Raw genomic sequence first — 26,121 nt, 5'->3', positions numbered from 1 at the left:
TAGACTGGGCGGCGACGACGCAACCGATGAGGAGCTTCTGACATGGTCGATGTGCGACGGGTCAAGCTGCCCGGGGTCGGTGTGCTGCACACCTTCGTCACCGACGACGGCGGCAAGGTGGGCGTGATCGCGCACCGCAGCGGCCACAGCGACCTCATCACCTTCTCCGACGCCGAGGACGGCGCCGACGTCACGAAGGTCAGCCTGCGCCTCAGCGAAGACGAGGCGCACACGCTCGCCGAACTGCTCGGCGGCACGCAGATCACCGAGTCGCTGACGGCCCTCGACCAGATCCCCGGGCTGTCGATCGACTGGTTCACCGTCGACTACGACGACCACATCGCCGGCCAGCCGCTCGGCACCCCCGCCGACCACGGGCTGGTCGGGCTGACGGTGGTCGCCGTGGTGCGCGGCGAGTCGGCCAATCCGGCCCCGTCGCCCGACTTCAAAGTGTTCCCCGGCGACACCCTGGTCGTCGCCGGCAGCCCCGAGAAGGTCGCCAAGGCGTTCAGCTTCTTCCGCACCGGCGCCGTCGCCGGACGGGCCCTGGCCGACGCCCCGCCCGGGCAGTGACCATGCACGTCGCCGCCGTACTCGCCGCAGCGAGTGAGCAACCTTCCATCGGTGACGACCTGATCGTTCTCGGCGTCCTGTTCGTCCTCGCGTACGTCCTCGGGCGCTTCGCCAGGCTGATCGGCCTGCCCGCCATCCCGATCTACATGATCGTGGGGCTGCTGGCGAGCCCGCACACCGAGATCTTCCCCCTGGACTTCCAGGCCGCGGACGTCGAACTGGTCGCGGTGTTCGGCCTGATCCTGCTGCTGTTCAACCTCGGCCTCGAGTTCGATCAGGACGAGTTCATCGGCAACGCCGGAAAGCTGCTCATCTCGGGCGGCTCGTACATCGTCCTCAACACGGGGCTCGGCTGGCTGTTCGGTGCGCTCGTCGGGTGGGGGCCGCGCGAGGCGCTGATCATCGCGGGCATGGTCGGCACCTGCTCGAGCGCGATCATCACCAAGCTGCTCATCGAGCTGCGGCGCCTGGCCAACCCCGAGACCCCGGCGATCCTCGGCGTCACCGTGTTCGGCGACATCTTCGTGGCCGTCTACCTCGCCATCGTCTCGGTCGTGCTGAGCGGCAAGAGCGACTTCTGGTCGGTGGTGCTGCAGCTCGGCATCGCGGCGGCGTTCCTCGTCGCGATGTTCCTCATCGCCCAGTTCGGCTCCCGCCCCGTGGAGTGGCTCCTGCGGGTGCGCGACGACGAGCTGTTCACCCTGCTGTTCTTCGGCCTGGCGCTGCTGTTCGCCGGCATCGGCGAGCTGACCGGGGTGACCGACGCGATCGGCGCGTTCCTGATCGGCCTGCTGTTCGGCACGACCAGGCACGCGGCGAAGATCGAGCGGATCGCCGAACCGTTGCGCGACGTGTTCGCGGCGTTCTTCTTCCTGAACTTCGGCCTCGCCCTCAACGTGCACGCCTTCCCGCAGGTGTTCGGCGAGGTGGTGATCGCGGTCGTCGGCACCGTCGTCGTCAGCTACGCCTCCGGCCTGCTGATCGCGTACTTCAACCGCATGGGCCACGCGGCCGGGGTCAACATCGCGGTCATCTTCGTCAGCCGCGGCGAGTTCACGCTGATCCTCGCCACGCTCGCCGCGGCCGCCGGGCTGAACGAGAAGCTCACCCCGTTCGCCGGCCTGTACGTGCTGATCATGGCGGTCGTCGGCCCGCTCCTCGCCTCCAACTCCGACCGCATCAACGCCTGGCTGGCACGGATGCGCGCGCGGCGGCGCCCGCAGACGGCGGACTCCCAGCTTGCGGAGGAGGAGAGGGAGTCGAATAGGAAGCGGCACACCGTCCTCGACCCGCTCGTCGACGAGGCGATGCTCGAGACCGAGACCGACGCCCGAAAGCGAACCGAAGATTTCTGACCGCGCCCCCCACCCCGGCGACCTGACGCTCTTCCAGGTCATGCGCCGCCCCCGCTGGATCGGCGTGCTGGTGCTCGCCCTCGTGGTCGCCGGCGTGTTCGCCGGGCTCGGCAAGTGGCAGCTGACCCGTGCCGTGCAGGCGCGGCAGGTGGGGCCGCAGATCACCGAGACGACCCGCCGGCTCGGCACGATCCTCGACCCCGGCAAGGCGATCGCCTCGGACCGGGTCGGCCAGCTGGTCACCGTGTCCGTGCGCACCGTGCCCGCCGACTACGTGCTGATCCAGGATCGCGACAACGGCGGCACCCGCGGCTGGTGGGTGGTCGCGCACACCGTCGTGACCGACGGGGCGGATGAGGGAGCGCACCTGGCCGTGGCGCGCGGCTTCGCCGCGACCCGGCAGGCAGCGGTCGCGGCGCAGCGGAAGCTCGAGGCATCCGTGCCCGAGAATCTGGATCTCACCGGCCGGCTGCTGCCCACCGAGGCGCCCGAGCAGCCGGAGGACAGCGAGGACGGCGACCCGCCCAAGCTGCAGGACCTCTCGGTCGCCGCCCTGATCAACCTGTGGTCCGACCTCGGCGAGAGCCCCCGCATCTACGAGGCGTACGTCGTCGCCCGCACCGACGTGCCCGAGGGGCTCACGGCGATCTACGCGCCGCCGCCGATCCAGCAGCGCTCGATCGACTGGCTGAACGCGTTCTACGCGGCCGAGTGGGCGGTGTTCGCGGGCTTCGCCGTGTACCTCTGGTACCGGCTGGCGAAGGACGCGTGGGAGCGCGAGGTCGAAGACCTCGAGGCGGCCGCCGCGCTCGAGACGGGCGGGGCGGATGCCCCGGCCGCCCGTTCCCCCCAGACCGAGAAAGTAGACTGAACCCCATGCAGCCGGCCCCCACCTCTCAGGACGAGGGAACCTACCTCTCCCGACTGCTCGAGCAGCTGCGCAGCGTCAACGGCGCCCGCCCCCGCGCGGCCGACCTGCCCAAGGTGCCCGCGGCGCTGCGGCTCTACCAGGTCACCGCCTGGATCACCGGCATCATGCTGCTGCTGCTGTGCGCCGAGATGGTCGTCAAGTACGGCTTCGGGCACTGGGTGTACGCCTTCCAGCCCGGCCAGCCGATCATCTCGTTCCCGATCGTCAACCCGGCCACCGACCCCTACCTGCAGGGGTTCAACGTCTCCATCGCCGTGCTCATCGCGCACGGCTGGCTCTACGTGCTCTACCTGTTCGCCGACTTCCGGCTGTGGTCGCTCATGCGCATGCCGTTCACGAAGTTCGTGCAGATCGCGCTGGGCGGGGTCATCCCGTTCATGTCCTTCATCGTCGAGGGGCTGATCACCAAGCAGGTCAAGACCTATCTCGCGCAGAACGCACCCGCACAGCCGGCGGCGCAGCAGCCCGCACAGCCGTCCGCACAGCCAGGAGGAACCGATTAGCACGCAGGAGAACCGGCCGGTCCTCGTCGTCGACTTCGGGGCGCAGTACGCCCAGCTGATCGCCAGGCGGGTGCGCGAGGCATCCGTGTACTCGGAGATCGTGCCGCACACGATCACCGCCGACGAGATCGCGGCCAAGAATCCGGCCGGCATCATCCTCTCGGGCGGCCCGTCGTCCGTGTACGAGGAGGGTGCCCCGTCGTTCGACTCGGCCGCGTTCGAGCTCGGCGTGCCGACGCTCGGCATCTGCTACGGCTTCCAGGTCATGGCGCAGGCGCTCGGCGGCGAGGTCGCGCACACCGGCAAGCGCGAGTACGGGGCGACGGATGTCTCGGTGACGCAGCCCGGGACCCTGCTGGCCGACCAGCCGGCGGAGCAGATCGCATGGATGAGCCACGGCGACTCGGTGGCGCGGGCGCCGGAAGGCTTCGAGGTGCTCGCCTCGACCGAGTCGACGCCGGTGGCCGCGTTCGCCAACGACGAGAAGAAGTTCTACGGCGTGCAGTGGCACCCCGAGGTGAAGCACTCGCAGTTCGGGCAGAGCGTGCTGGAGAACTTCCTGCACCGGGCCGCGGGGATCCCGTCGGAGTGGAACAGCGAGAACGTCATCGAGACGCAGGTCGAGCGCATCCGCGAGCAGGTCGGCTCGGCGCGGGTCATCGCCGGCCTGTCGGGCGGGGTCGACTCGGCCGTCGCCGCGGCGCTCGTGCACAAGGCGGTCGGCGACCAGCTGACCTGCGTGTTCGTCGACCACGGGCTGCTGCGGGCCGGGGAGCGCGAGCAGGTCGAGCGCGACTACGTCGCGGCGACCGGCATCCGCCTCGTCACGGTCGACGCGGCCGAGGTGTTCCTCGCCGCGCTCGACGGGGTGACCGACCCCGAGCAGAAGCGCAAGATCATCGGCCGCGAGTTCATCCGCGCCTTCGAGCGGGCGGCCGCCGACCTGGTCGCCGAGGCCGCCGCGGCCGGGGCCGAGCCGGTCAAGTTCCTCGTGCAGGGCACCCTCTACCCCGACGTCGTCGAGTCGGGCGGCGGCAGCGGCACCGCCAACATCAAGAGCCACCACAACGTCGGCGGCCTGCCCGAAGACCTCGAGTTCCAGCTGGTCGAGCCGCTGCGCACCCTGTTCAAGGACGAGGTGCGGGCGATCGGCCGCGAGCTCGGCCTGCCCGCCGAGATCGTGGGGCGCCAGCCGTTCCCGGGCCCCGGCCTCGGCATCCGCATCGTCGGCGCCGTGAACCGCGAGCGCCTCGAGACGCTGCGCGCCGCCGACGCGATCGCCCGCGCCGAGCTCACCGCGGCGGGGCTCGACGAGGAGATCTGGCAGTGCCCGGTCGTGCTGCTGGCCGACGTGCGCTCGGTCGGCGTGCAGGGCGACGGGCGCACCTACGGGCACCCGATCGTGTTGCGGCCCGTGTCGTCGGAGGATGCGATGACCGCCGACTGGACCCGACTGCCGTACGACGTGCTGGCGCGCATCTCGAACCGCATCACCAACGAGGTGGCGGACGTGAACCGCGTGGTGCTCGACGTGACCTCGAAGCCGCCGGGCACCATCGAGTGGGAATGACGGATCAGAGGGAGGCCCTTTCGGGCCTCCCTCCCGTCATTCCGGCGGCCGTCCCTGGCCGCCGGCGCGGAGCTGTGGCCGCCTGCGGGCGGCATCCTGCGTTAAGCGCCCGGTGCCGATCGTCGCTGATCGCACGATCTGTCACTCTCGAACGTCGGCTCGGAGTGACGGATCCTGCGTTTTGCGACGAATCCTGCGCCGGTGTCGATCCGGGCCTTCCCCGTTCGACGCGTCGGTGAGAGGGTCGTGACGTGCGGCCCCCCGAGCGAAGGAGCGAAGGATGCCCAAGTACATGCTGATCTTGCGCACGGTCGACGAGGCCGTCGCGCAGCAGGCCATGGCCGACGCGGGAATGGATCTCGACAAGATGGTCGACACCATGAGCCGCTACAACGAGCAGCTCTTCGAGGCCGGCGTGCTCGTCGGCATGGAGGGCCTCGACGACACCGAGTCCGGCTCCGTCATCGACTATTCGTCGACCCCGCCGGTCGTCACCGACGGGCCGTACGGCGAGACCAAGGAGCTGTTCTGGGGGTTCTGGATCATCGATGTGCCGTCGAAGGAGGCGGCGCTGGAGTGGGCGGTGAAGGCCCCGCTGGGACCGGGCACGAATCTCGAGGTCCGGCGCGTCGGCTCGCTCGACGACGTCGCGCAGGACAACGAGTGGATCCGCAAAGACGCGCAGTGGCGCCGTGAGCTCGCCCGCCGCGCTGCCGTCAAGGCGGGCGTGGAGGTCTGAGATGCCCAAGTACATGCTGATCATGCGCACCACCGACGACGCGGTGGAGAATTTCGGCCTGCCCGACTTCACCGCCGTGATCGAGGCGATGGGCCGCTACAACGAGTCGATGATCAAGGCCGGCGTCATGGTCGGCGGCGACGGGCTCGCCCCCGAGCCGGGCCTCGTCGTCGACTTCGATCAGACCCCGCCGGTCGTCAGCGACGGCCCGTACGGCGAGACGAAGGAGCTGTTCAACGGCTTCTGGCTGCTCGACGTGCCGACCATCGAAGAGGCCGCCGAGTGGGCCAAGCGGGCGCCGCTGGCGGCCGGCAGCAAGCTCGAGATCCGCCGCGTGACCGACGAGAGCGACTTCCCGGACGCGAACGAGTGGATCGAGAAGGAGAAGGAGTGGCGCGCGAGCGAGCAGCCGAGCTGACGGATGCCGCGGGTCGCCCGCCCCGGAAAGACGGGCGATCCGCCCGCCGCGCGGTCGAGGCCGTGTGGCGCATCGAGTCGGCGCGCATCGTCGCCACGCTCCTGCGCTACACGGGCGACTTCGCCCTCGCCGAGGATCTCGCGCAGGAGGCGCTCGCCGAGGCGCTGACCTCGTGGTCGGACTCGGGAGTGCCGGGGAACCCGGGGGCGTGGCTGGTCGCCGTCGGCAAACGTCGCGCGATCGACGGGTGGCGGCGCGCCGGGCGCCAGGAGGCGCGATACGCCGAACTGGCGCACGAGCTGCCGGGCTCCGCCGACGGCCCCGCCTGGGACCCGGATGAGATCGACGACGACGTGCTGCGGCTGATCTTCATCGCCTGCCACCCGGTGCTGAGCCGCGAGGCGAGCATCGCCCTCACGCTGCGCGTGGTGGGCGGCCTCGGCACGGACCAGATCGCCCGGGCGTTCCTCGTGCCGACCGCGACCGTGCAGCAGCGCATCGTGCGGGCGAAGAAGACGCTCGCCGCGGCGCGCGTGCCGTTCGAGGTGCCGCCGCGCGAGGAGTTCCCGGCGCGTCTCTCCGCGGTGCTGAGCGTGCTCTATCTGATCTTCAACGAGGGATACGCCGCGACCTCGGGGCCGGACTGGATGCGCACGGACCTCAGCCGCGAGGCGCTCCGGCTCGCCCGGGTGCTGGCCGGGCTCGTGCCCCGCGAGCCGGAGGCGCACGCGCTCGTCGCGCTGATGGCGCTGCTCGCCGCGAGGTTCCCGTCGCGCGTCGACGCCGCCGGCGACCCGGTGCTGCTCGCGGACCAGGATCGCAGCAGGTGGGATCGCGGACTGATCCGGCTCGGCCGCGCCGCGCTCGCCCGCGCCGACGCTCTCGGCCGCGGACGCGGGGCATACGGCCTGCAGGCCGCCATCGCGGAGTGCCATGACGTGGCCGCATCCGTCGCCGACACGGACTGGGCGCAGATCGTGCTGCTCTACGAGGCGCTCGGCCGGATCGCGCCGTCTCCCGTCGTCGAACTGAACCGGGCCGTGGCGGTGTCGATGGTCGAGGGGCCGGCGACCGCGTTGCGCATCGTCGACGGACTGGCGGCGGGCGGCCGTCTCGCGGGCTACGCGCCTCTGCCGGGGGTGCGCGGCGAACTGCTCGCGCGGCTCGGCCGTGCCGGCGAGGCGCGTGAGGCGTTCGCCGAGGCGGCGCGGCTGACCGGGAACGACCGCGAGCGCGCCGCGCTCGAGCGGAAGCTGCGCGCGCTCGGGTGAATGCGGCGGGTGACCGCGGCGTGACCGAACGGCGCGGGGCCCGAGTGGTATCGTCACGGCGCGAGCGGCGGCGCTGCCGTTCGCAGCTCAATGGAGAGTGACTCAAAGGGGAGTATCCGTGACCGACACAACGCACACCACGCAACCCACCGCCCCGGTTCCCGTCGCCGCAGACCCCGCGGCGCTCGGACTCGCGGGCTTCGCCCTCACCACCTTCGTGCTGAGCGCAATCAACGCGGGCTGGTTCAACGCCGATCTCACCCCGACGGTGCTCGGCCTCGCGCTGTTCTACGGCGGGGTGGCGCAGCTCGCCGCCGGCCTGTGGGAGTTCGCCAACCGGAACACCTTCGGCGCCGCCGCCTTCTCGTCGTACGGCGCGTTCTGGCTCTCGTTCTGGTACCTGGTGACCTTCGTCAAGCTCGGCGACGACGCCGCGAAGGGCACCGGCCTGTTCCTGCTCGCCTGGGGGATCTTCACGCTGTACATGACCGTCGCCTCGTGGAAGACGAACCTCGTCACGGCGCTCGTGTTCAGCTTCCTGACGCTGACGTTCTTCGCGCTCGCCTTCGCGGACCTCGCCGGCTCGGCGGGCCTCGGCAAGGTCGGCGGATACCTGGGCCTGATCACCGCGGTGCTCGCCTGGTACGGCTCCTTCGCGTCGGTGACCAACTTCACCTTCAAGAAGACGCTCATCCCGATCTGGCCGCTGTAGTCGCGCCGGTGTGCGCGGCAGACTGGTCGGCGTGACCGACCTCGACGACTGGCAGGCGCGCGTGGACGCGTTCTGGGCCGACTTCGACGACAGCGACCCCGACGGATGCCTCGCCCGCATGCGCGCCCTCGTCGAGGAGCGGCCGCCGGGCGATCCGTTCGCGCTCGCCGAGTGGGGCGGCGTGCACGACTCGCTCGGGCTGGAGGCCGAGGCGGTCGAGCCGTACCGCCGGGCTCTCGCCGCCGGACTGCCGCCCGAGAAGGCGCATCAGGTGACGATCCAGCTGGCGAGCACGCTGCGCAACCTCGGCCGGTACGACGAAGCGCTCGCCCTGCTCGGGGAGCTCGACGCCCCCGAGCTCGGCGACGCGCCGGCGTTCTTCCGCGCGCTCGTGCTGCACAGCGCCGGCCGCCCCGCCGAGGCGCTGTCGGTCGCGCTCACCGCCCTCGCCGAGCACCTGCCCCGCTACACCCGCTCCGCGCGCGCCTACGCCGCCGACCTGGTCGAGTAGGCGCCGCGCCGGGCCCACCGACTCGTCGATATGGGCTCGGCACGGGGCATCCGTCAGCACAAATCGACGAATCGCGAGATGCGCCCCGGGCGATTCGTCGCAAGTGGCGCCCGCGAGTGCGCGCAGGAGCGAAAAGTGACGAATCGGATGCCGGCGAGGACGGGCGCGACGACAAGCTCAGTTGCGCTGCAGGATCGCGAACAGGCGCAGGAACTCGACGTACAGCCACACGATCGTGACCATGAGGCCGAAGGCGCCCTGCCAGCCGTACCTGCGGTCGACGCGGCGCTGGACGCCGTTCTTGATGAACTCGAAGTCGAGCACCAGCGAGTACGCGCCCATCAGCACCGCGAGGATGCCGACGATCAGGCCGATCGGCACGCCCATGAAGGTCATCGAGTTGAGCCCGAAGGCCAGATCGCTGGAGACCCCGCCGAACATCATCAGGCCCACGTTGACGAGGCTGTAGACCAGGTAGCCGATCATGGCGACCAGGAAGATCTTCGTCACCCGGCCCGAGGCGCGCACCTTCCCGCTCGCGAACAGGGCGAGCATCACGCCGAAGACGGCGAGCGTGGCGACGACGGCCTGGACGACCACGCCGCCCCAGAACTGCTCGAAGATGCTCGAGACGCCGCCGAGGAAGAGGCCCTCGGCCGCGGCGTAGGCGATGATCAGCGGCGCCGACGGGGTGCGCTTGAACGAGTTGACGAGGCCGAGCACGAGGCCGACGATGGCGCCCGGCAGCGCGAGGACGGGGAAGAACCAGGAGACGGCGCCGGCGGCGAGCAGCACCGCGAACAGGGCGACGGTCTTCAGCACCGTGTCCTCGTAGGTCATGCGGCCGGTCTCCGCAGCACCGGCGCTGCGGGCGTTGAAGAGCTCTTCGAGGGTGGGGCTGCTGCCCAGCGCGGCCGCGTCGACGGGCTTGGGCACACCCCCGGCCCGGAAGGCGGGAACTCGGGAAAGAGCCGGGTTGTTCGATGCCATGTGACAAAGCTAACTGTCAGGCGCTTCTCGGGGCCTGGCAATCAGCCATGAGCGGAACCCGCGCCCCTACAATCGCGGCATGCGCCCCCACTCGTCGCCCCTGGTCATCGGCCACCGCGGCGCGTGCGGCTACCGCCCCGAGCACACCCGCAGCGCCTTCGAGTTCGCCCTGCAGCTCGGCGCGGACCTCGTCGAGCCCGACATCGTGGCCACCAAGGACGGGGTGCTGGTGCTGCGGCACGAGAACGAGATCTCCACCACCACCGACGTGGCCGACCGCCCCGAGTTCGCCCACCTGCGCACGACGAAGGAGGTCGACGGGCACGAGCTGACCGGCTGGTTCACGGAGGACTTCACCTGGCCCCAGCTGGCCACGCTGCGTGCCCGCGAGCGGCTCGGCAAGCTGCGGCAGGCGAGCGCCAGCTTCGACGGGCAGTACCCGATCCTGAAGCTCGAGCACCTCTTCGATCTGGTCGACCGGGCGGCCGAGGCATCCGATCGCGAACTCGGCGTCGTCGCCGAGCTCAAGCACGCCACCTACTTCGAGTCGATCGGGCTGCCCCTCGACGAGCTGTTCGCCGACGTGGTGCAGAAGGTCGGCTGGCAGGGCGAGACGGGCCGGCTCGTCGTCGAGTCGTTCGAGAAGACCGTGCTGCGCAAGGTGCGCGAGCGCGGCATCCGCGGCACCCGCGTCTACCTGGTCGAAGCGGATGGCGCGGCCTACGACCTCGTCGCGAAAGACGGCTCCGCCGCCACGCCCTACGCCGAGGAGATCGGCGAGACGGGCCTCTACGCGCTCGCCACGAGGCGGGGCCTGGACGCGATCGAGGGCATCAGCGTCGACAAGGCGCTGCTGCTCGACCCGGCGGCGGAGGGCGGCACGACCGACCTCGTCGATCGCGCGCACGCCGTCGGCCTCGCGGTGTTCACCTGGACGCTGCGGCCGGAGAACCGGTTCCTCTCCGAGCCGTTCCGCGCCGGGAAGAAGAACGGGTTCGGGCGGTGGCAGGACGAGTTCCGCACCATCATGGCCACCGGGGTCGACGGCGTCTTCGCCGACCACCCCGATCTCGCCCTCGTCGCGCGCGACAGCCTCGGCTGAGGGCGGGCCGCGCTCTCGGGTCCGCTGTCGGCGGGTCGACCTAGACTCTCTTATCTGATGACAGACGCGCGCGCATCCGACGGTTTCACCCCTCTGATCGTCGAGGGGTTCCAGGGGCCGCGCGGCGACGACGACCGCCTGCTCGCGGGCCTCAACCCGCAGCAGCGCGAAGCGGTCACCTACCGCGGCGACGCGCTGCTCATCGTCGCCGGCGCCGGGTCGGGCAAGACCCGCGTGCTCACCCACCGCATCGCGAGCCTGATCGGGTCGCGCGAGGCCTGGCCCAGCCAGATCCTCGCCATCACCTTCACCAACAAGGCCGCGGCCGAGATGCGCGAGCGCGTCGAGGGGCTGCTCGGCCAGGCATCCGAGGGCATGTGGATCTCCACCTTCCACTCCGCCTGCGTGCGCATCCTGCGCCGGGAGGCGAAGGCGTTCGGCTTCACCGAGAACTTCACGATCTACGACTCGGGCGACACCCGGGCGCTGCTCAAGCGCATCATCAAGGAGCGCGAGGCCGACACCTTCGGCTTCACGCCGGCCGGCGCCGCCGCCAAGATCTCCAAGCTCAAGAACGAGTTGGAGGACTACGAGTCCTACGCCCGCAGCGCGAACCTCGACGACCCGCAGGAACAGACCTTCCTGCAGATCTTCCGCGAGTACACGCGGGCGCTGCGGCAGGCGAACGCGTTCGACTTCGACGACCTGATCGGCCAGACCGTCTACCTGTTCCGCGCCTTCCCGCGCATCGCCGCCACCTACCAGCGCCGTTTCCGGCACATCCTCGTCGACGAGTACCAGGACACGAACCACGCCCAGTACGCGCTCATCCGCGAGCTGACCAAGCCGGTCGAGCCGCACATCGTGGCCGAGTTGCGCGCCGACGGCCTGTACGTCGACGGCTTGACGGACGCCTCGGGCGCGATCCCCGGCGCGGCGCTGACCGTCGTGGGCGACTCGGACCAGTCGATCTACGCGTTCCGCGGCGCCGACATCCGCAACATCACCGAGTTCGAGCACGACTTCCCCGGCGCGAAGGTGGTGCTGCTGGAGCAGAACTACCGGTCGACGCAGAACATCCTGTCGGCGGCGAACGCGGTGATCAGCAACAACTTCGACCGCAAGGCGAAGAACCTGTGGACCGACGTCGGCGACGGGGAGAAGATCGTCGGCTACACCGGCTACTCGGGGCACGACGAGGCGCAGTTCGTCGCCGACGAGATCGACGCGCTGCACCGCCAGGGCGTGCCGTACAGCCAGATGGCGGTGTTCTACCGCACCAACTCGCAGACCCGGGCGCTGGAGGAGATCTTCATCCGCTCGGCCGTGCCGTACCGGATCATGGGCGGCACGAAGTTCTACGAGCGGGCCGAGATCAAGGACGCCATGGCGTACCTGACGGCCGTGGCGAACCCCGCCGACGAGCTCGCGCTGCGGCGCATCTTGAACACCCCCAAGCGCGGCATCGGCCCGGCGACCGAGACGCAGCTGCGGGCGTTCGCCGACGACAACGGCATCACGTTCCGCGAGGCGATGCGGGCGGCATCCGATCTCGGTCTCGGGCCCAAGGTGACCCGCGCGATCACGCAGCTGTCCGAGCTGCTCGACGAGACGGCCGCGATGCTCGACCCCGACAACCCGGCCGGGGTGAAGCCGGTCTCCGACGTGCTCACGCACCTGCTGGCCGGCTCCGGCCTGCTCGACGCGCTGCGCACCTCGCGCGACCCGCAGGACGAGGCGCGCGCCGAGAACGTCGAGGAGCTCGTGGCGGTCACGAAGGAGTTCGCGCGCAACAACCCGGGCGGCACGCTCACCGACTTCCTCACGGAGACCGCGCTCGTGGCGGCGGCCGACGAGCTCGACGACGCGAGCGGAACGGTGTCGCTGATGACGCTGCACACGGCCAAGGGGCTGGAGTACGACGCGGTGTTCTTGACCGGCGTCGAGGAGGACCTCATCCCGCACCGCATGTCGGCGAACGAGCCGGGCGGGCTCGCGGAGGAGCGGCGGCTGTTCTACGTCGGCATCACTCGCGCTCGCAAACGCCTCTACCTGTCGCTCGCGATGACCAGGTCGCAGTTCGGCGAGAACTCCGTGGCGATGCCGAGCCGGTACCTGCAGGAGATCCCGGCCGAGCTGATCGAGTGGCGGCAGTCGCCGGGCACGGCCAACGGCCGCGGCGGCCTGCAGTCGCGGGCGCTGAACGCCAGGCGCCCCGGCTTCGGCTCCGACCGGGCGGTCGCCACCGCGGCGGCGCTGTCGCGGCCGAAGACCGAGTGGGCCAACAAGGTCACCGGTCAGGTGCGCGACAACAGCGGTCTCGAGCTCGCGCCGGGCGACCGGGTGCGGCACGTCGACTTCGGCGAGGGGCGCGTGCAGGACGTCACCGGCGAGGGGCCGAAGCGGATCGCCCACGTGCAGTTCGACACGGCCGGATTCAAGAAGCTGCTGATCAAGATCGCGCCGATCGAGAAGATCTGACCTGGCGGCCCGTTCCCACCCGCCGTCTAGTCTTGACGGCCATGGGGAATCTCAGAGTCGGCGTCGTCGAGGACCAGCCGCTCTACCGGGACATGATCGTCGCGCTGCTCACGGCGCAGCCCGGCGTCGCGGTGGCGATGACGGCCGGCGGGGCGGCCGAGGCGCGCGCGGCCTTCGAGCCCGGCGCCCTCGACGTCGCCGTGCTCGACGTGCACCTCGCCGACGGCAACGGGCTCGCGCTCGGGGTGTCGCTGCGCCGCCGCGACCCGGACCTCGGCATCCTGCTGCTCTCCAGCCACGACGTGATGGAGCTGCTGCTCGACCTGCCCGCCGACGTGCGCGACGGCTGGAGCTACCTGTCGAAGAACTCCACGACCTCGGCGGAGGTGCTGATGCGCGCGCTCGAGTCGACCGCCGCCGGCCGCACCGTGGTCGACCCGGCCCTCGCGGCGGGGGCGTACCGCCGCGAGGGCTCCTCGCTCGCGCAGCTGAGCGACCGGCAGTACGAGGTGCTGCAGCTGGTGGCATCCGGTCTCTCGAATGCGGGCATCGCCCGCGAGCTCGGGCTCTCCGAGCGCTCGGTCGAGAACCACATCAACGCGGTCTACGCCGCGCTCGACCTGCCGCGCGACCGCAACCAGCGGGTGTCGGCCGTGCTGCGGTTCATCGAAGAGACGGCGCGCCTCGATGGCTGACAGCCCCCGGCCGAAGCCCGGCCCGGCGCCGCGCGCGCCGCGGCGCGATGCGGTGTTCGTGCTCGTCGCCGGTGTCCTCTCCGGCTGCTTCGCGCTGAGCATCGCCACCCAGACCGCGACCCTGCAGGCGATGTACGGAACCGGGAGCTGGCCGGACTTCCTGATGCGGCTCGGGGTCAACCTGCTGGCCGGCGGCGTCTCGATCGTGCTCGCGGTGCTCGTGCGGGTGACCCGGCTCACCTGGGAGCGGCTGGCGGCGGCCATCGTGGGCATCGCGATCGTCTCCTCCGCGATCAGGGTCGGCCTGCAATGGCTGGTCGACATCGAGATCGAGAACTCGCTGCTCGATGCGGGCATCGAGTGGGCCGGGGCCGGCGTGCTGCTCGCCGTCACCCTGTTCGCCGGATGGATCTTCGCCGACGTGGTCGCACGGCTCGAGGGTGAGGCGCAGCGCTCGGCGCAGCAGGCCGAGCGCGCCGCGGGCGCCCTCGACGCGCTGCAGGCCGAAGAGCTGCGCGTGCGCCGGGAGGTCGCCGACGGGCTGCACGGCAGTGTGCAGCAGGCGCTCGTGCTGCTCGGGGCGCGCCTGCAGTCGCTCGAGCAGCAGCTCGCCTCGGACGTGCCGGGCAAGGCGGTGATCCCGCAGATCGGCGAGGTGCGCGCCGAACTCGACCAGTTGCGCGAGGTGGGGGTGCGCGAGCTGAGCCGCATGCTGCGCCCCGAGGGCCTCGACCTCGGCCTCGTGCACGCGACGCGGATCATGATGCGCCGCGTGCCCGCCACGATCGCCGTCGAGCTGTCGATCGCGCCCGAGCTGGCCGAGATCGCCGACGCCGTCGAGCCCGACACCGGCAAACGGTTGATCGTGATGCGCTTCATCGAGGAGGCGCTGTCGAACGCGCTGCGCCACGGGCACGCCTCCCGCCTCGCCCTGACCATGTCGCTCGTGCGCGGCACCGTGGTGCGCGTCGAGTTCGAGGACGACGGCCGCGGCATCCCCGAGGGCGCGGAACTGCGCGGCCTCGCGCGCCTGCGCAGCCGCTTCGAGGCGATGGGCGGGTCGCTCGAGGTCGGGCGCTCGCGGCGCCTCGGCGGCACCCGGCTGCTGGCCGAGATGCCGGGCGAGCCCGCGTGGTCGCCGGCCGACTGAGCGGATGCGGCAGGGCGTCGGCCGCCCCTCGGCGTCGTCGCTCAGCCGGATGCGCGACCGGCCCGCCGCGCACGCGGCGCGACGCCGCCGAGGAACGAGGCCGCCGGGTCGACCAGGAACCCCTGGCTCAGCGCCTCACGGCCGATCAGCATGCGGAAGCCCATCGAGTCGCGCCGGGTGAGCGTCACCTCGGCGCGGATCACCCGGTCGAGCAGGCGCAGCTGGGTCAGCACGACCACCCGGTGCTCCGAGTGGCCGGAGGAGCTGCGCACCGTGCGGCGGTCGTGCACCGGCAGCTCGACCCGCACGCCGCCCCGGTCGGTGCGCTGGCGCGGATGCACCTCGAAGCGCACCCAGAGCCCGTCGTCGCGGGTGAACTCCTCGAGCCCGAAGGCGTGCAGCGAGGAGGTGGCGGCGCCGGTGTCGATCTTCGCCTTGATCCAGTCCACGCCGATGCCGGGCAGCCCGACCCACTCGCGCCAGCCGACCACGGCGCGGGGTGCAAGATGGGTGGGCACGTCTCTCATGAAACCAGGAACCCTCCCGTGAAGATCGCCATCCTGTCGCGCGCCCCCCGAAGCTACAGCACCCAGCGGCTGCGGGCCGCAGCCCTCGACCGCGGGCACACCGTCAAAGTGCTCAACACCCTGCGCTTCGCCATCGACCTGTCGGGGGAGAAGCCCGACCTGCAGTTCCGGGGCCGGCCGCTGTCGGAGTACGACGCGGTGATCCCGCGCATCGGCAACTCGATCACCTACTACGGCACCGCCGTGGTGCGGCAGTTCGAGCAGATGGACGTGTACACCCCCAACACCGCCAACGGCATCGCCAACGCCCGCGACAAGCTGCGCGCCAACCAGATCCTGTCCCGGCACGGCATCGCCATGCCGCCCACGGCGTTCGTGCGCAACCGCGCCGACGTGGTGCCGGCGATCGAACGGGTCGGCGGCGCGCCCGTGGTCGTCAAGCTGATCGAGGGAACGCAGGGCATCGGCGTGATCCTCGCCCCCGAGGTCAAGGTGGCCGAGGCGATCATCGAGACCCTGCAGTCCGCGCGGCAGAACGTGCTCATCCAGCACTTCGTCAAGGAGTCGAAGGGGCGGGACATCCGCGCCCTCGTCGTCGGCGACCGGGTCGTGGCCGCCATGCGCCGCACCGCCAGCGGTGACGAATTCCGCTCCAACGTGCACCGCGGCGGGTCGGTGCAGAGGATCGAGCTCGACGAGGAGTCCGAGCGCACCGCGGTGCGCGCCGCCCAGATCATGGGGCTGAAGGTCGCCGGCGTCGACATGCTCGAGGGCGAGGACGGGCCGCTGGTCATGGAGGTGAACTCGTCGCCCGGGCTCGAGGGCATCGAGACCGCGACGAAGCTCGACGTGGCCGGGGCGATCATCGACTACATCGCCGCGCAGGTCGCCTTCCCGCAGATCGACGTGCGCGAGCGGCTGTCGGTGTCGACCGGCTACGGCGTCGCCGAGCTCGTGGTGCACGGCGACGCCGACCTCGTCGGCAAGTCCATCGGCGACTCGGGGCTGCGCGAGCGCGACATCACCGTGCTCACCCTGCACCGCGGCGCCGGCGTCATCCCGAACCCGTCCTTCCGGCACGTGCTCGAGGCCGAGGACCGGCTGCTGTGCTGGGGCAAGCTCGAGGAGATGCGGTCCATGATCCCCGAGCGGCCCAAGCGCCGCCCCCGGGTGAAGAAACTGCCGAAACAGCCCATCCCCGCCGAGGACTGACCGCCGCCCCGCCCGCCCGGCGCCACCCTCCGGACACGGCGGCGCCCCCCTGCGGGGGTAGAGTGCATTGCGGAAACTGTCTCGACGTCGAGAGAAACGGAACACAGTGGATCTGTACGAGTACCAGGCCCGAGACCTCTTCGAGAAGTACGGGGTGCCCGTGCTCCCCGGCATCGTGGCCGACACGCCCGACGAGGTGAAGGCGGCCAGCGAGAAGCTCGGCGGGGTGACCGTCGTGAAGGCGCAGGTCAAGACCGGCGGCCGCGGCAAGGCCGGCGGCGTGAAGGTGGCGAAGACCCCCGACGACGCGTATCAGGCGGCGCAGGCCATCCTCGGCCTCGACATCAAGGGCCACATCGTGAAGCGCGTGATGGTCGCCGGCGGCGCCAACATCGCGCGCGAGTTCTACTTCTCGGTGCTGCTCGACCGCGCCAACCGCTCCTACCTGTCGCTGGCCAGCGTCGAGGGCGGCATGGAGATCGAGCAGCTCGCGGTGGAGAAGCCGGAGGCGCTGGCCCGCATCGAGGTCGACCCGCTGACCGGCATCGACGAGGCGAAGGCGGCGGAGATCGCCAAAGCCGCCGGCTTCGAGGACGAGCTGCTGCCCAAGGTGACGCCCGTCATCACCAAGCTCTACGAGGTCTACAAGGGCGAGGACGCGACCCTGGTCGAGGTCAACCCGCTCGTGCTCACCGCCGAGGGCGAGATCATCGCGCTCGACGGCAAGGTCACCCTCGACGACAACGCCGCCTTCCGTCACCCCGAGCACGAGGCGCTGGAGGACAAGGCCGCCGCCGACCCGCTCGAGGCGAAGGCCAAGCAGCACGACCTCAACTACGTCAAGCTCGACGGCGAGGTCGGCATCATCGGCAACGGCGCGGGCCTCGTCATGTCGACCCTCGACGTGGTCGCCTACGCCGGCGAGAAGCACGGCGGGGTGAAGCCGGCGAACTTCCTCGACATCGGCGGCGGCGCATCCGCTGAGATCATGGCCGCGGGCCTCGACGTGATCCTCGGCGACCCGCAGGTCAAGAGCGTGTTCGTGAACGTCTTCGGCGGCATCACCTCGTGCGTCGCGGTCGCGAACGGCATCGTCAAGGCGCTCGAAATCCTCGGCGCCGAGGCCAACAAGCCGCTCGTCGTGCGCCTCGACGGGAACCAGGTCGAGGAGGGCCGCGCGATCCTCTCGAGCGCGAACCACCCGCTGGTCACCCTCGCCACCACCATGGACGACGGCGCCGACAAGGCCGCCGAACTGGCGTCCCGCTGATCGAGTAGCGCAGCGTATCGAGATCAAGGAATAAGAGAAATGTCGATCTTCCTCAACAAGGACTCCAAGGTCATCGTCCAGGGCATCACCGGCGGCGAGGGCACCAAGCACACCGCGCTGATGCTGAAGGCCGGCACCCAGGTCGTCGGCGGCGTCAACGCGCGCAAGGCGGGCACCACCGTCTCGCACACGGCAGCGGATGGCTCGCCGGTCGAGCTCCCCGTCTTCGGAACGGTCGTCGAGGCCATCGAGAAGACCGGCGCCGACGTGTCGATCATCTTCGTGCCGCCGGCCTTCGCCAAGGACGCGATGATCGAGGCCATCGACGCCGGCATCCCGCTGCTCGTCGTCATCACCGAGGGCATCCCCGTGGGCGACACCGCCGAGGCGTGGGCGTACGCGAAGTCGAAGGGCAACACCACTCGCATCATCGGCCCGAACTGCCCCGGCATCATCACCCCCGGCGAGTCGCTCGTGGGCATCACCCCGGCGACGATCACGGGCAAGGGCCCGATCGGCCTCGTGTCGAAGTCGGGCACGCTGACCTACCAGATGATGTACGAGCTGCGCGACCTCGGCTTCTCCACCGCGATCGGCATCGGCGGCGACCCGATCATCGGCACCACGCACATCGACGCGCTCGCCGCGTTCGAGGCCGACCCCGAGACCAAGGCCATCGTCATGATCGGCGAGATCGGCGGCGACGCCGAGGAACGCGCGGCGGCCTTCATCAAGGAGAACGTCACCAAGCCGGTCGTCGGCTACGTCGCCGGCTTCACCGCGCCCGAGGGCAAGACCATGGGCCACGCCGGCGCCATCGTCTCCGGCTCGGCGGGCACCGCGCAGGCGAAGAAGGAGGCCCTCGAGGCCGCCGGCGTCAAGGTCGGCAAGACCCCGAGCGAGACCGCGGCGCTGCTGCGCGAGGTCTTCGCCTCGGTCAGCGCGTAGGCCGCATCGGCCGATCGCGCGAGGGGCGCACGTTTTCTTCGAGAACGTGCGCCCCTCGCTCTTAACGCCGCGCTCCGCGGGGAGCAGGGCCTACGAGGGCCGACGCTCGAGGCCTGCGGCGAGCTTGCCGAGCAGCCGGCGCAGCGTGCGCAGTTCGCTCGCGGTCAGCGCCGAACCGGCGAGCTCGTCGACGGATGCCTCGAAGGTCGGCTTCGCCGCCGCGAGGAGTTTCCTCCCGGCATCCGTCACCACGAGCCAGGACGAGCGCCGGTCGTGCGGGTTCGGCACGCGCTCCACCCACCCGGATGCCGCGAAGCGGTCGACGACCTTGCTGGCCGTGCCCACGCGCAGGTCGAGTTCGCGCACGATGTCGTCGACGCGGGGGTGCTCGAGGCGCGTCAGCAGGTCGAGGATCTCGAGGGTGCCGACCGTCACCTCGTGCGCCGACCTGATCCGCTCGTCGACCTCGTTGTAGAGCAGGATCTCGGCTCGCACGAGAACCCGGAAGAAGTCGATCGGCGCGTCCATGTCGTCCCCCCTAAAGATTCCCCGGGAAAAATATTCCTGGGAATATGAATCGCTGGAATGTAGTTTGGTGAAGTAGATTCCGCGGAATCTATTCCTGAACCATAACCCATGAAGGGGAGCATCCATGAGCAAGGAACAGCGCGAGGCGGTCAACGCCCTGATGCGCACGGCGGCGGTGACGCTCGCCGCGGACACCATCGAGGAGCGGCGGGCGCGGTTCGAGGCCCGCGCGCTGCCGGAGGACACGGCGGGGCTCGCGGCCGTCGAGACCACCCTGGGCGCCCGCCCGGCGCTTGAGATCACCGGGGAAGGGGCGCCCGTCGGCACGGTCCTCTACTTCCACGGCGGCGGCTACGTCGTCGGCTCGCACCGCACCGGCGCCGCGCTCGCCGCGCAGTTCGTGCGCCGGGCGGGCATGCGCGCCTATTCGCTCGACTACCGGCTGGCGCCCGAACATCGCTTTCCCGCTGCGGCGCTCGACGGCCTCGCGGCGTACCGCGAGCTGCTCGAGCGGGGCGTCGACCCGGCCCGGATCGTGCTCGCGGGCGACTCGGCCGGCGGGCACCTCGCGGTCACGGCGCTGATGCTCGCGCGGGACGCCGGACTGCCGATGCCCGCCGCGGCCGTCGCGTTCTCGCCCCTGAGCGACCAGCGCACCACCGGGTCGAGCTTCGATTCCAAGGCCGAGCTCGACCCGCTCTTCAGCAGGGCGGACATCGAGTGGTTCAGCGAGCAGCAGCTCGGCGACGGGTCGCGGGATCTCCCGCTCGCCAGCCCAGGCCGCCTCGGCGAGCTGCGCGGCCTGCCGCCGTTCCTCATCCAGGTCGGCTCGTACGAGGTGCTGCTCAGCGACGCCGTGGGGCTCGCGGGGCGGCTCGCCGAGGCGGATGTGGACGTGACCCTCGAGGTCACCGCCGGCGTTCCGCACGTGTTCCAGGGCCTCTACGAGCGGCTCGACGAGGCCGAGGCGGCGCTCGAGAGCGCGATGCGCTTCGTCGCCGCGCGGCTCGGCGCGATGGCACCGGTCGGCTGAGAGAAGGCCGAACCGGCCGGGCGGGCGGCGAGGCATCCGTGCCCGTGCCGCCCGCCCGGTTAGCGTGACTGCATGACCCGCGCGACCGTGGCCGTCCTGGCCGCCTTCGAGGCACTGATCACCGCGGCGATCGGCATCGGGGTCGCGCTGGCCCCGCTCACCATCGTGTGGGCGGTGCAGAACAAGATGACCAGCAACTGGTTCCTGTTCTGGAAGGCGGCGGTGGACTCGTGGCTGCTCGGCCTCGGCGTCGACGCCGACGTGCACCTCGACCGGGTCACCGCCACGGGCCTCGGACTGCCCGGGGCCGTCGCGCCGTTCACCGTGACGATCGCGGCCCTCGGCGTGGCGTTCTTCACCTTCTGCATGGGCGCGCGGGTGGGTCGCCGCGCGGCCGAGACCCGGTTCGTGCTGACCGGCGCCCTCGGCGGCACCCTCGCGTTCGGCATCGCCGCCTGGGTGGTCGCCCTTACCGCGCGCAGCGGGGTGTTCGCACCGCACGCGGGGCAGGCGTTCTTCGTGGGCGCGCTCACCTTCGGGCTCGGCGCCGCACTGGGCGTGGGGCTCGACCGGGCCCGCAGCCGCGACGACGTGCCCGAGTGGTTCGCGCGGTTCACCACCCCCGACGTGCGGGCCGTCGCCGGGGCCGCCCTGCGCGCGGCGACCGGGGCCGTGGCGCTCGTCCTCGCGGCATCCGCGGTGTTCGTCGCGCTCGCGCTGTTCGTGCACTTCGGCAAGATCGTCGCCCTCTACGAAGGCCTGCAGGCCGGGTACCTCGGCGGCGCCACCCTCACGCTCGCGCAGCTCGCGTTCCTCCCGAACGCGGTGATCTGGGCCGCCTCCTGGATCATCGGGCCCGGCTTCGCGCTCGGCTCCGGCACGATCGCGCCCGGCTCGGGCGGGCCCGGGCAGCTTCCCGGCGTGCCGCTGATCGGCATCGTTCCCGCGCACTCGCCGGCCGGCGCGCTCGCGGTCGTGGCGATCCCCGTGATCGCGGCCGTCGTGATCGGATGGCTCACCCATCGCATCTTCACGGCGCACGCGCCGTTGCATGACGACCCCCTGCTGCTGGCCGCCGTCGCCGCCTCCACCGGCGTGCTCGGCGGCGCGCTGCTCGCCCTCCTCGCCGCCTGGTCGGGCGGGTCGCTGGCGCCGGGGTCGTTCGCGCACCTCGGCCCGTCCCCGTGGCTGGTCGGGGCCATCGGGGCCGCCGAGCTCGCGGGCGGCGCTGCGATCGGGCTGTTCGCCCGGCACTTCCGTGAGCAGGCGATGGACTGGACGCCGCTCGCGTTCGCCTCGCACCGCGAGCCCGACCCGGAGCCGGAGCGGGCACGGGAGCCGGAGCCGGAACCCGACCGCGTCTGACGCGCTCCTCTCCCGGACGCGCGCGCCTGCCGTGCGAGTGGCGCCAGTGCGCGGCAGCAGCGCACCGTGCCGCGCCTGCCGCCCCTGCGGCGCCTGCCGCGCCCGCGGCGCCCGGTAGGCTGAGGGCGTGCTCTCGGTCGTCGTGCTCATCTCCGGGGGTGGGTCCAATCTTCGCGCCCTGCTCGAAGCGGCGCAGGACGCCGAGTACCCCGCCCGCATCGTCGCGGTCGGCACCGACCGGCCGGATGCCGCCGGCCTGCAGCACGCCGAGGAGTTCGGCATCCCGACCTTCGAGGTCGCCCTCAGCAACTTCGACGACCGCGCCGCATGGGGCGACGCGCTGCTCGAGCAGATCCGGCAGTGGCAGCCCGACCTGGTGGTGCTGTCGGGGTTCATGCGCCTGCTGCCGCCGCACGTGGTCGATGCGCTCGCGCCGAACCTGATCAACACGCATCCGTCGTACCTGCCCGAGTTCCCGGGCGCGCACGCCGTGCGCGACGCGCTCGCGTCGGGCGCCGCGCAGACCGGGGCGAGCCTCATCGTCGTCGACAACGGCGTCGACACCGGGCCGATCATCGCGCAGGAGCGGATCCCGATCGAGCCGGGCGACACGGAGACCTCGCTGCACGAGCGCATCAAGCCCTTCGAGCGGCGCCTGCTGATCCAGGCGGTGCTCGACATCGCCAACGGAACCCTGGACCTCGCGGCCCTCCGTGCCGACGGGTCCCGCACCGCCGCAGCGGCGGCGCCCGACCTAGAAGGAGTTGGCCAGAGCATGAGCGCCCACGCCGCCGACCCGAGCCTGTACCGCGAGCGGGACGTGATCCCGGTGCGCCGCGCGCTCATCTCGCTGAGCGACAAGACGGGCCTCGCCGAGCTCGCGACCGAGCTTTCGGCGGCCGGCGTCGAAATCGTCTCCACCGGCTCCACCGCCCAGGCCATCCGCGAGGCCGGGGTCGAGGTCACCGACGTGTCGAGCCTGACCGGCTTCCCCGAATCCCTCGGCGGCCGCGTCAAGACCCTGCACCCGGCCGTGCACGCGGGTCTGCTGGCGGACCTGCGCCTGGAGGACCACGAGCGGCAGCTCGCCGAGCTCGGCATCGCGCCGTTCGAGCTGGTGGTCGTGAACCTCTACCCGTTCCGCGAGACCGTCGCGAGCGGAGCGCAGGGTGACGACGTCGTCGAGCAGATCGACATCGGCGGGCCGGCCATGGTGCGCGCGAGCGCCAAGAACTACGCGAACGTGGCGGTCGTCGTCTCGCCCGACTCGTACCCCGAGGTGCTCGCCGCCGTGAAGTCGGGCGGCACCACCCTCGCCCTGCGCGGCGACCTTGCGGCGAAGGCGTTCCAGCACACAGCCGACTACGACGCGGCCGTGAGCGCGTGGTTCGCCGCGAACGTGGCGAGCACGGATGCCTCCTCCGAAACCCCGAGCGAAAAATACGAATTTTCCGCATCGGTCGCCGTCGAGGGGGAGCTGCTGGCGACGCTGCGCTACGGCGAGAACAGCCACCAGGCCGCCGCCCTCTACGCTGACGCGCAGACAGGCCCGCTGCAGTCCGGCGCCGGCATCGCGCAGGCCGAGCAGCTCGGCGGCAAAGAGATGTCGTACAACAACTACACCGACGCCGACGCCGCGCTGCGCGCCGCCTACGACTTCAGCGAACCGGCCGTCGCCATCATCAAGCACGCGAACCCCTGCGGCATCGCCGTCGCCGGCGAGGGCGAGGGCATCGCCGAAGCACACCGCAAGGCGCACGCCTGCGACCCGGTCAGCGCCTACGGCGGCGTGATCGCCGCGAACCGCACCGTCACGCTCGCCATGGCCGAGACGGTCAAGGGCATCTTCACCGAGGTGATCATCGCCCCCGACTACGAGCCGGCCGCCCTCGAGCTGCTGCAGGCGAAGAAGAACCTGCGCATCCTGCGCCTGCCCGCCGGCTACGGCCGCGCGCCGTACGAGTACAAGCAGATCTCCGGGGGAGTGCTCGTGCAGCAGGCCGACGTGTTCCCGGCCGGCCCGATCTCGGGCTCCTGGCAGCTGGCGGCGGGCGAGCCGGCCGACGCCGCCACGCTCGCCGACCTCGAGTTCGCCTGGCGGGCGTGCCGTGCGGTGAAGTCCAATGCGATCCTGCTGGCGTCGGGCGGCGCATCCGTCGGCGTCGGAATGGGGCAGGTCAACCGGGTCGACTCGTGCAAGCTCGCGGTCGAGCGGGCGAACACGCTCGGCGACGGAGTCGAGCGCGCCCGCGGCGCGGTGGCTGCATCGGATGCGTTCTTCCCCTTCGCCGACGGAGCACAGATCCTCCTCGACGCCGGCGTGAAGGCGATCGTGCAGCCGGGCGGCTCGATCCGCGACGCCGAGGTCGTCGAGGCGGCGAAAGCCGCCGGAGTCACCATGTACCTCACGGGCGAGCGCCACTTCTTCCACTGACGCCGTTCATTGCGCTACTCCGATCCGCAGTGCGCGCCTCGGACCCGAGTAGCGGACTGCGGATCCGAGTAGCGCACGGTGCACGGGCCACGCCCTCGGGCCGCCCGGGGCGCCGCCCCCAGCCGGCGCCTAAGGTGGCCGCCGGTAGGCTGGGGGCATCATGACGACCCCGTGGAGCCGACGGCTCGCCGCATCCTTCTTCGCCGCCCTCTCGACCACGCTGGTCGCCTTCGCCGCGACCGTCCTGGCGCTCTACCTGGTCAACTCGCTGTCGCTCGCGTCGATCCCGACCTACACCGGCGACTTCGCGCTGCCCGCCCTGCTGCTGCTCGTCGTGCTGTTCATCGGCGGCCTGCTGGGCGCGTTCTCGAGCTGGTGGGGGTCGCTGCTCGCGGGGCTGATCGCCGGCATCGTCGCCTCGGGCGTCACCGGCTTCATCCTGGTCAAGAGCGAGATCGTGTCGATCCTGGCGAGCGTCGTCGGCTTCTACCTGTTCTTCATCGTGGCGGGCACCGTCGCCGCCGCCCTGCTCGGCCGCAGCGTGTACCAACACTGGGTCGCCCGGCCCGTCGCCCGCGGCCGCGTCGCCTTCGTGCGCGTGCCCTCGGCCAACCTCGCCGAGGGCATCGTCACCCACCGGGCGCGCACGCTCCTCGACCCGGCGCTCGCCGACAAGCAGTGGGACGACTACGTCGCCGCGCTCTCCTCCGCCGGCTGGCAGACCGTCGAGGTCGCCCCGGCCGACGACCTCGCCGACGCCGTGTTCGTCGAAGACGCCGCCGTGATCCTGAGCTCCAGCGTGGGCGTCATCACCCGGCCCGGAGCCGAGGGGCGCAGGGCCGAGACCGCATCCGTCGCGGACAAGCTGCGCGAGCAGGGCCTCACCCTCTACGAGATCGAGGCGCCCGGCACCCTCGACGGCGGCGACGTGCTGGTCGTCGGCGACACCGTCTACGTCGGGCGCAGCGCGCGCACGGATGCCGACGGCATCCGCCAGCTGCGAGAGGTCGTCACCCTCGCCGGCCTGGACCTCACCGTCGTGGCCGTGCCCGTCACGGGCGCACTGCACCTCAAGACCGTGGCCACGGCGCTGCCGGACGGGACCGTGCTGGTCGCAGGCGACCAGGTCGACGCATCCGTGTTCGCTCGCGCGCTGCGCGTGCCCGAGCCGAGCGGCGCGAACCTGGTCGTGCTCGACCCGAGCACGGTGCTGATGCCGGCGTCGGCCCCGCAGACCGTGGCGCTCGTCGAAGACCTCGGCTACCGCGTCGTCGTCGTCGACGTGAGCGAGTTCGAGAAGGTCGAGGGGTCGGTCACCTGCCTGTCGGTACGGCTGTAGGCGTGCGGGTCTCCATTCAGCCGCTGCGCGGCTGAGTCGACCGGCCGAGGGCTGAGTCGACCGGCGGAGGGCTGAGTCGACCGGCGGAGGGCCGAGCCGACCGGCGGAGGGCTGAGTCGACCGGTGGAAGATCAGCGCGTCTGTCGCGAGTGTTGTGCCCAATTGGGGTCGGGCGCTTGTCTGCGCTTTCGGCGCGGTACTAGTCTGAGAATTCGCTCCGTATCTGTGCCGACGCTTCGGCGCGCGCAGAGGTGAGCGTCACCGAACGCACACTCATGACTCTGGAGGCCGACATGTCCGACACCACGCTCTTCACGACGAAGGTCGTCGCTGGTGTGGCCGCCGGCGCCGCCCCGGAGAATGACGTCATCGCCGGGCGGGGCCGCATGCGCCGGCTCGGCGCCACGATGCGCTCCCGCTAGCCTCCCCGCCGCCCCGCGGCACCAGCACCCCAACTCTGTCGG

Annotated in this window: 25 protein-coding genes and 1 pseudogene; 23 read left to right on the top strand and 3 right to left on the bottom strand. The window is 71.2% G+C overall.

What is annotated here, in order from left to right; all coding sequences use genetic code 11:
* Positions 1 to 42 precede the first annotated feature (42 nt).
* From H563_RS0110800 to H563_RS0110755, 10 genes are all read left to right on the top strand, one after another.
* Positions 43 to 573 carry a cation:proton antiporter regulatory subunit gene (locus H563_RS0110800; RefSeq protein WP_022882622.1) on the top strand — a complete coding sequence of 177 codons (531 nt, stop codon included), beginning with the start codon at positions 43 to 45 and terminating at the stop codon, positions 571 to 573.
* Positions 574 to 575: 2 nt separating this feature from the next.
* A complete protein-coding gene (locus H563_RS16260; RefSeq protein WP_051142727.1) occupies positions 576 to 1,928 on the top strand; it encodes a cation:proton antiporter in 1,353 nt (450 codons plus the stop codon).
* A gap of 40 nt (positions 1,929 to 1,968) precedes the next feature.
* The gene (locus H563_RS0110790) at positions 1,969 to 2,799 is read left to right on the top strand and encodes an SURF1 family protein (protein WP_027479349.1); all 831 of its coding nucleotides are present in this window, start codon (positions 1,969 to 1,971) and stop codon (positions 2,797 to 2,799) included.
* A gap of 5 nt (positions 2,800 to 2,804) precedes the next feature.
* The gene (locus H563_RS0110785) at positions 2,805 to 3,362 is read left to right on the top strand and encodes a DUF3817 domain-containing protein (RefSeq protein WP_022882619.1); all 558 of its coding nucleotides are present in this window, start codon (positions 2,805 to 2,807) and stop codon (positions 3,360 to 3,362) included.
* On the top strand, positions 3,358 to 4,932 hold the full coding sequence (guaA, locus tag H563_RS0110780) for a glutamine-hydrolyzing GMP synthase (RefSeq protein ID WP_027479347.1): 1,575 nt from the start codon (positions 3,358 to 3,360) through the stop codon (positions 4,930 to 4,932). Before H563_RS0110785 ends, guaA begins: the two co-directional genes overlap by 5 nt.
* Positions 4,933 to 5,212: 280 nt before the next feature.
* Positions 5,213 to 5,671, top strand: coding sequence for a YciI family protein (locus H563_RS0110775; RefSeq protein ID WP_022882617.1), 459 nt, complete (start codon positions 5,213 to 5,215; stop codon positions 5,669 to 5,671).
* A 1-nt stretch (position 5,672) separates the two neighbouring features.
* The gene (locus H563_RS0110770; RefSeq protein ID WP_022882616.1) at positions 5,673 to 6,089 is read left to right on the top strand and encodes a YciI family protein; all 417 of its coding nucleotides are present in this window, start codon (positions 5,673 to 5,675) and stop codon (positions 6,087 to 6,089) included.
* Complete coding sequence (locus H563_RS16255) at positions 6,086 to 7,360, top strand: RNA polymerase sigma factor (protein ID WP_051142734.1); 1,275 nt, start codon at positions 6,086 to 6,088, stop codon at positions 7,358 to 7,360. Before H563_RS0110770 ends, H563_RS16255 begins: the two co-directional genes overlap by 4 nt.
* A gap of 118 nt (positions 7,361 to 7,478) precedes the next feature.
* Positions 7,479 to 8,072: an acetate uptake transporter gene (locus H563_RS0110760; RefSeq protein ID WP_022882614.1), complete on the top strand. Its 594-nt coding sequence runs from the start codon at positions 7,479 to 7,481 to the stop codon at positions 8,070 to 8,072.
* A 31-nt stretch (positions 8,073 to 8,103) separates the two neighbouring features.
* Positions 8,104 to 8,583, top strand: a complete 480-nt coding sequence (locus H563_RS0110755) for a tetratricopeptide repeat protein (protein WP_022882613.1) — start codon at positions 8,104 to 8,106, stop codon at positions 8,581 to 8,583.
* A 177-nt stretch (positions 8,584 to 8,760) separates the two neighbouring features.
* Here the strand turns inward: H563_RS0110755 and H563_RS0110750 are convergent, their stop codons facing one another.
* Positions 8,761 to 9,573: a Bax inhibitor-1/YccA family protein gene (locus tag H563_RS0110750; protein WP_022882612.1), complete on the bottom strand. Its 813-nt coding sequence runs from the start codon at positions 9,571 to 9,573 to the stop codon at positions 8,761 to 8,763.
* A 79-nt stretch (positions 9,574 to 9,652) separates the two neighbouring features.
* Between H563_RS0110750 and H563_RS0110745 the strand changes: the two genes are divergently transcribed.
* Genes H563_RS0110745 through H563_RS0110730 form a run of 4 tightly spaced genes read left to right on the top strand, consistent with a single transcriptional unit; the run spans position 9,653 to position 15,001 of the window.
* A complete protein-coding gene (locus H563_RS0110745; RefSeq protein ID WP_022882611.1) occupies positions 9,653 to 10,675 on the top strand; it encodes a glycerophosphodiester phosphodiesterase family protein in 1,023 nt (340 codons plus the stop codon).
* A gap of 57 nt (positions 10,676 to 10,732) precedes the next feature.
* On the top strand, positions 10,733 to 13,156 hold the full coding sequence (locus H563_RS0110740) for an ATP-dependent helicase (protein ID WP_022882610.1): 2,424 nt from the start codon (positions 10,733 to 10,735) through the stop codon (positions 13,154 to 13,156).
* Between the two features lie 41 nt (positions 13,157 to 13,197).
* Positions 13,198 to 13,851 (top strand): response regulator transcription factor, encoded by a 654-nt coding sequence (locus H563_RS0110735; RefSeq protein ID WP_022882609.1) that lies wholly within the window; start codon positions 13,198 to 13,200, stop codon positions 13,849 to 13,851.
* Positions 13,844 to 15,001, top strand: coding sequence for a sensor histidine kinase (locus H563_RS0110730; protein WP_022882608.1), 1,158 nt, complete (start codon positions 13,844 to 13,846; stop codon positions 14,999 to 15,001). The genes H563_RS0110735 and H563_RS0110730 overlap by 8 nt, the downstream gene beginning before the upstream one ends.
* A gap of 41 nt (positions 15,002 to 15,042) precedes the next feature.
* Here the strand turns inward: H563_RS0110730 and H563_RS0110725 are convergent, their stop codons facing one another.
* Complete coding sequence (locus H563_RS0110725; RefSeq protein ID WP_407635318.1) at positions 15,043 to 15,519, bottom strand: ATP-dependent zinc protease family protein; 477 nt, start codon at positions 15,517 to 15,519, stop codon at positions 15,043 to 15,045.
* A 27-nt stretch (positions 15,520 to 15,546) separates the two neighbouring features.
* Here H563_RS0110725 and rimK point away from each other — a divergent pair, with 27 nt between their 5' ends.
* The 3 genes from rimK to sucD all read left to right on the top strand — a co-directional run bounded on the left by rimK (position 15,547) and on the right by sucD (position 18,958).
* Positions 15,547 to 16,740, top strand: a complete 1,194-nt coding sequence (gene rimK / locus H563_RS0110720; protein WP_022882606.1) for a 30S ribosomal protein S6--L-glutamate ligase — start codon at positions 15,547 to 15,549, stop codon at positions 16,738 to 16,740.
* Positions 16,741 to 16,846: 106 nt separating this feature from the next.
* A complete protein-coding gene (gene sucC, locus H563_RS0110715) occupies positions 16,847 to 18,010 on the top strand; it encodes an ADP-forming succinate--CoA ligase subunit beta (protein ID WP_022882605.1) in 1,164 nt (387 codons plus the stop codon).
* A gap of 39 nt (positions 18,011 to 18,049) precedes the next feature.
* On the top strand, positions 18,050 to 18,958 hold the full coding sequence (gene sucD, locus H563_RS0110710) for a succinate--CoA ligase subunit alpha (RefSeq protein ID WP_022882604.1): 909 nt from the start codon (positions 18,050 to 18,052) through the stop codon (positions 18,956 to 18,958).
* Positions 18,959 to 19,048: 90 nt separating this feature from the next.
* On the opposite strand, the gene H563_RS16250 is transcribed toward sucD, so the two are convergent.
* Entirely contained in the window at positions 19,049 to 19,486 is a 438-nt protein-coding gene (locus H563_RS16250) for a MarR family winged helix-turn-helix transcriptional regulator (RefSeq protein ID WP_022882603.1), read from the bottom strand.
* Between the two features lie 124 nt (positions 19,487 to 19,610).
* Between H563_RS16250 and H563_RS0110700 the strand changes: the two genes are divergently transcribed.
* The 6 genes and pseudogenes from H563_RS0110700 (at position 19,611) to H563_RS18405 (ending at position 26,079) form a co-directional block, all read left to right on the top strand.
* Positions 19,611 to 20,519, top strand: a complete 909-nt coding sequence (locus H563_RS0110700; RefSeq protein WP_022882602.1) for an alpha/beta hydrolase — start codon at positions 19,611 to 19,613, stop codon at positions 20,517 to 20,519.
* 72 nt (positions 20,520 to 20,591) lie between these two features.
* Positions 20,592 to 21,884: a cell division protein PerM gene (locus H563_RS16245; protein WP_022882601.1), complete on the top strand. Its 1,293-nt coding sequence runs from the start codon at positions 20,592 to 20,594 to the stop codon at positions 21,882 to 21,884.
* A 127-nt stretch (positions 21,885 to 22,011) separates the two neighbouring features.
* Positions 22,012 to 22,569 (top strand): annotated as a pseudogene (gene purN, locus H563_RS18325) (phosphoribosylglycinamide formyltransferase); the annotation flags it as partial.
* A 90-nt stretch (positions 22,570 to 22,659) separates the two neighbouring features.
* Positions 22,660 to 24,318 (top strand): bifunctional phosphoribosylaminoimidazolecarboxamide formyltransferase/IMP cyclohydrolase, encoded by a 1,659-nt coding sequence (gene purH / locus H563_RS0110690; RefSeq protein WP_027479345.1) that lies wholly within the window; start codon positions 22,660 to 22,662, stop codon positions 24,316 to 24,318.
* 160 nt (positions 24,319 to 24,478) lie between these two features.
* Positions 24,479 to 25,657: a dimethylarginine dimethylaminohydrolase family protein gene (locus H563_RS16240; RefSeq protein ID WP_022882599.1), complete on the top strand. Its 1,179-nt coding sequence runs from the start codon at positions 24,479 to 24,481 to the stop codon at positions 25,655 to 25,657.
* 293 nt (positions 25,658 to 25,950) lie between these two features.
* Positions 25,951 to 26,079, top strand: coding sequence for a hypothetical protein (locus tag H563_RS18405; protein WP_022882598.1), 129 nt, complete (start codon positions 25,951 to 25,953; stop codon positions 26,077 to 26,079).
* Positions 26,080 to 26,121 lie beyond the last annotated feature (42 nt).

Source organism: Gryllotalpicola ginsengisoli DSM 22003 (assembly GCF_000419445.1).
Lineage (GTDB): Bacteria > Actinomycetota > Actinomycetes > Actinomycetales > Microbacteriaceae > Gryllotalpicola > Gryllotalpicola ginsengisoli.
The sequence above is the reverse complement of the archived record's forward strand: the minus strand, read 5'-3'. Positions and strand labels throughout refer to the sequence as shown.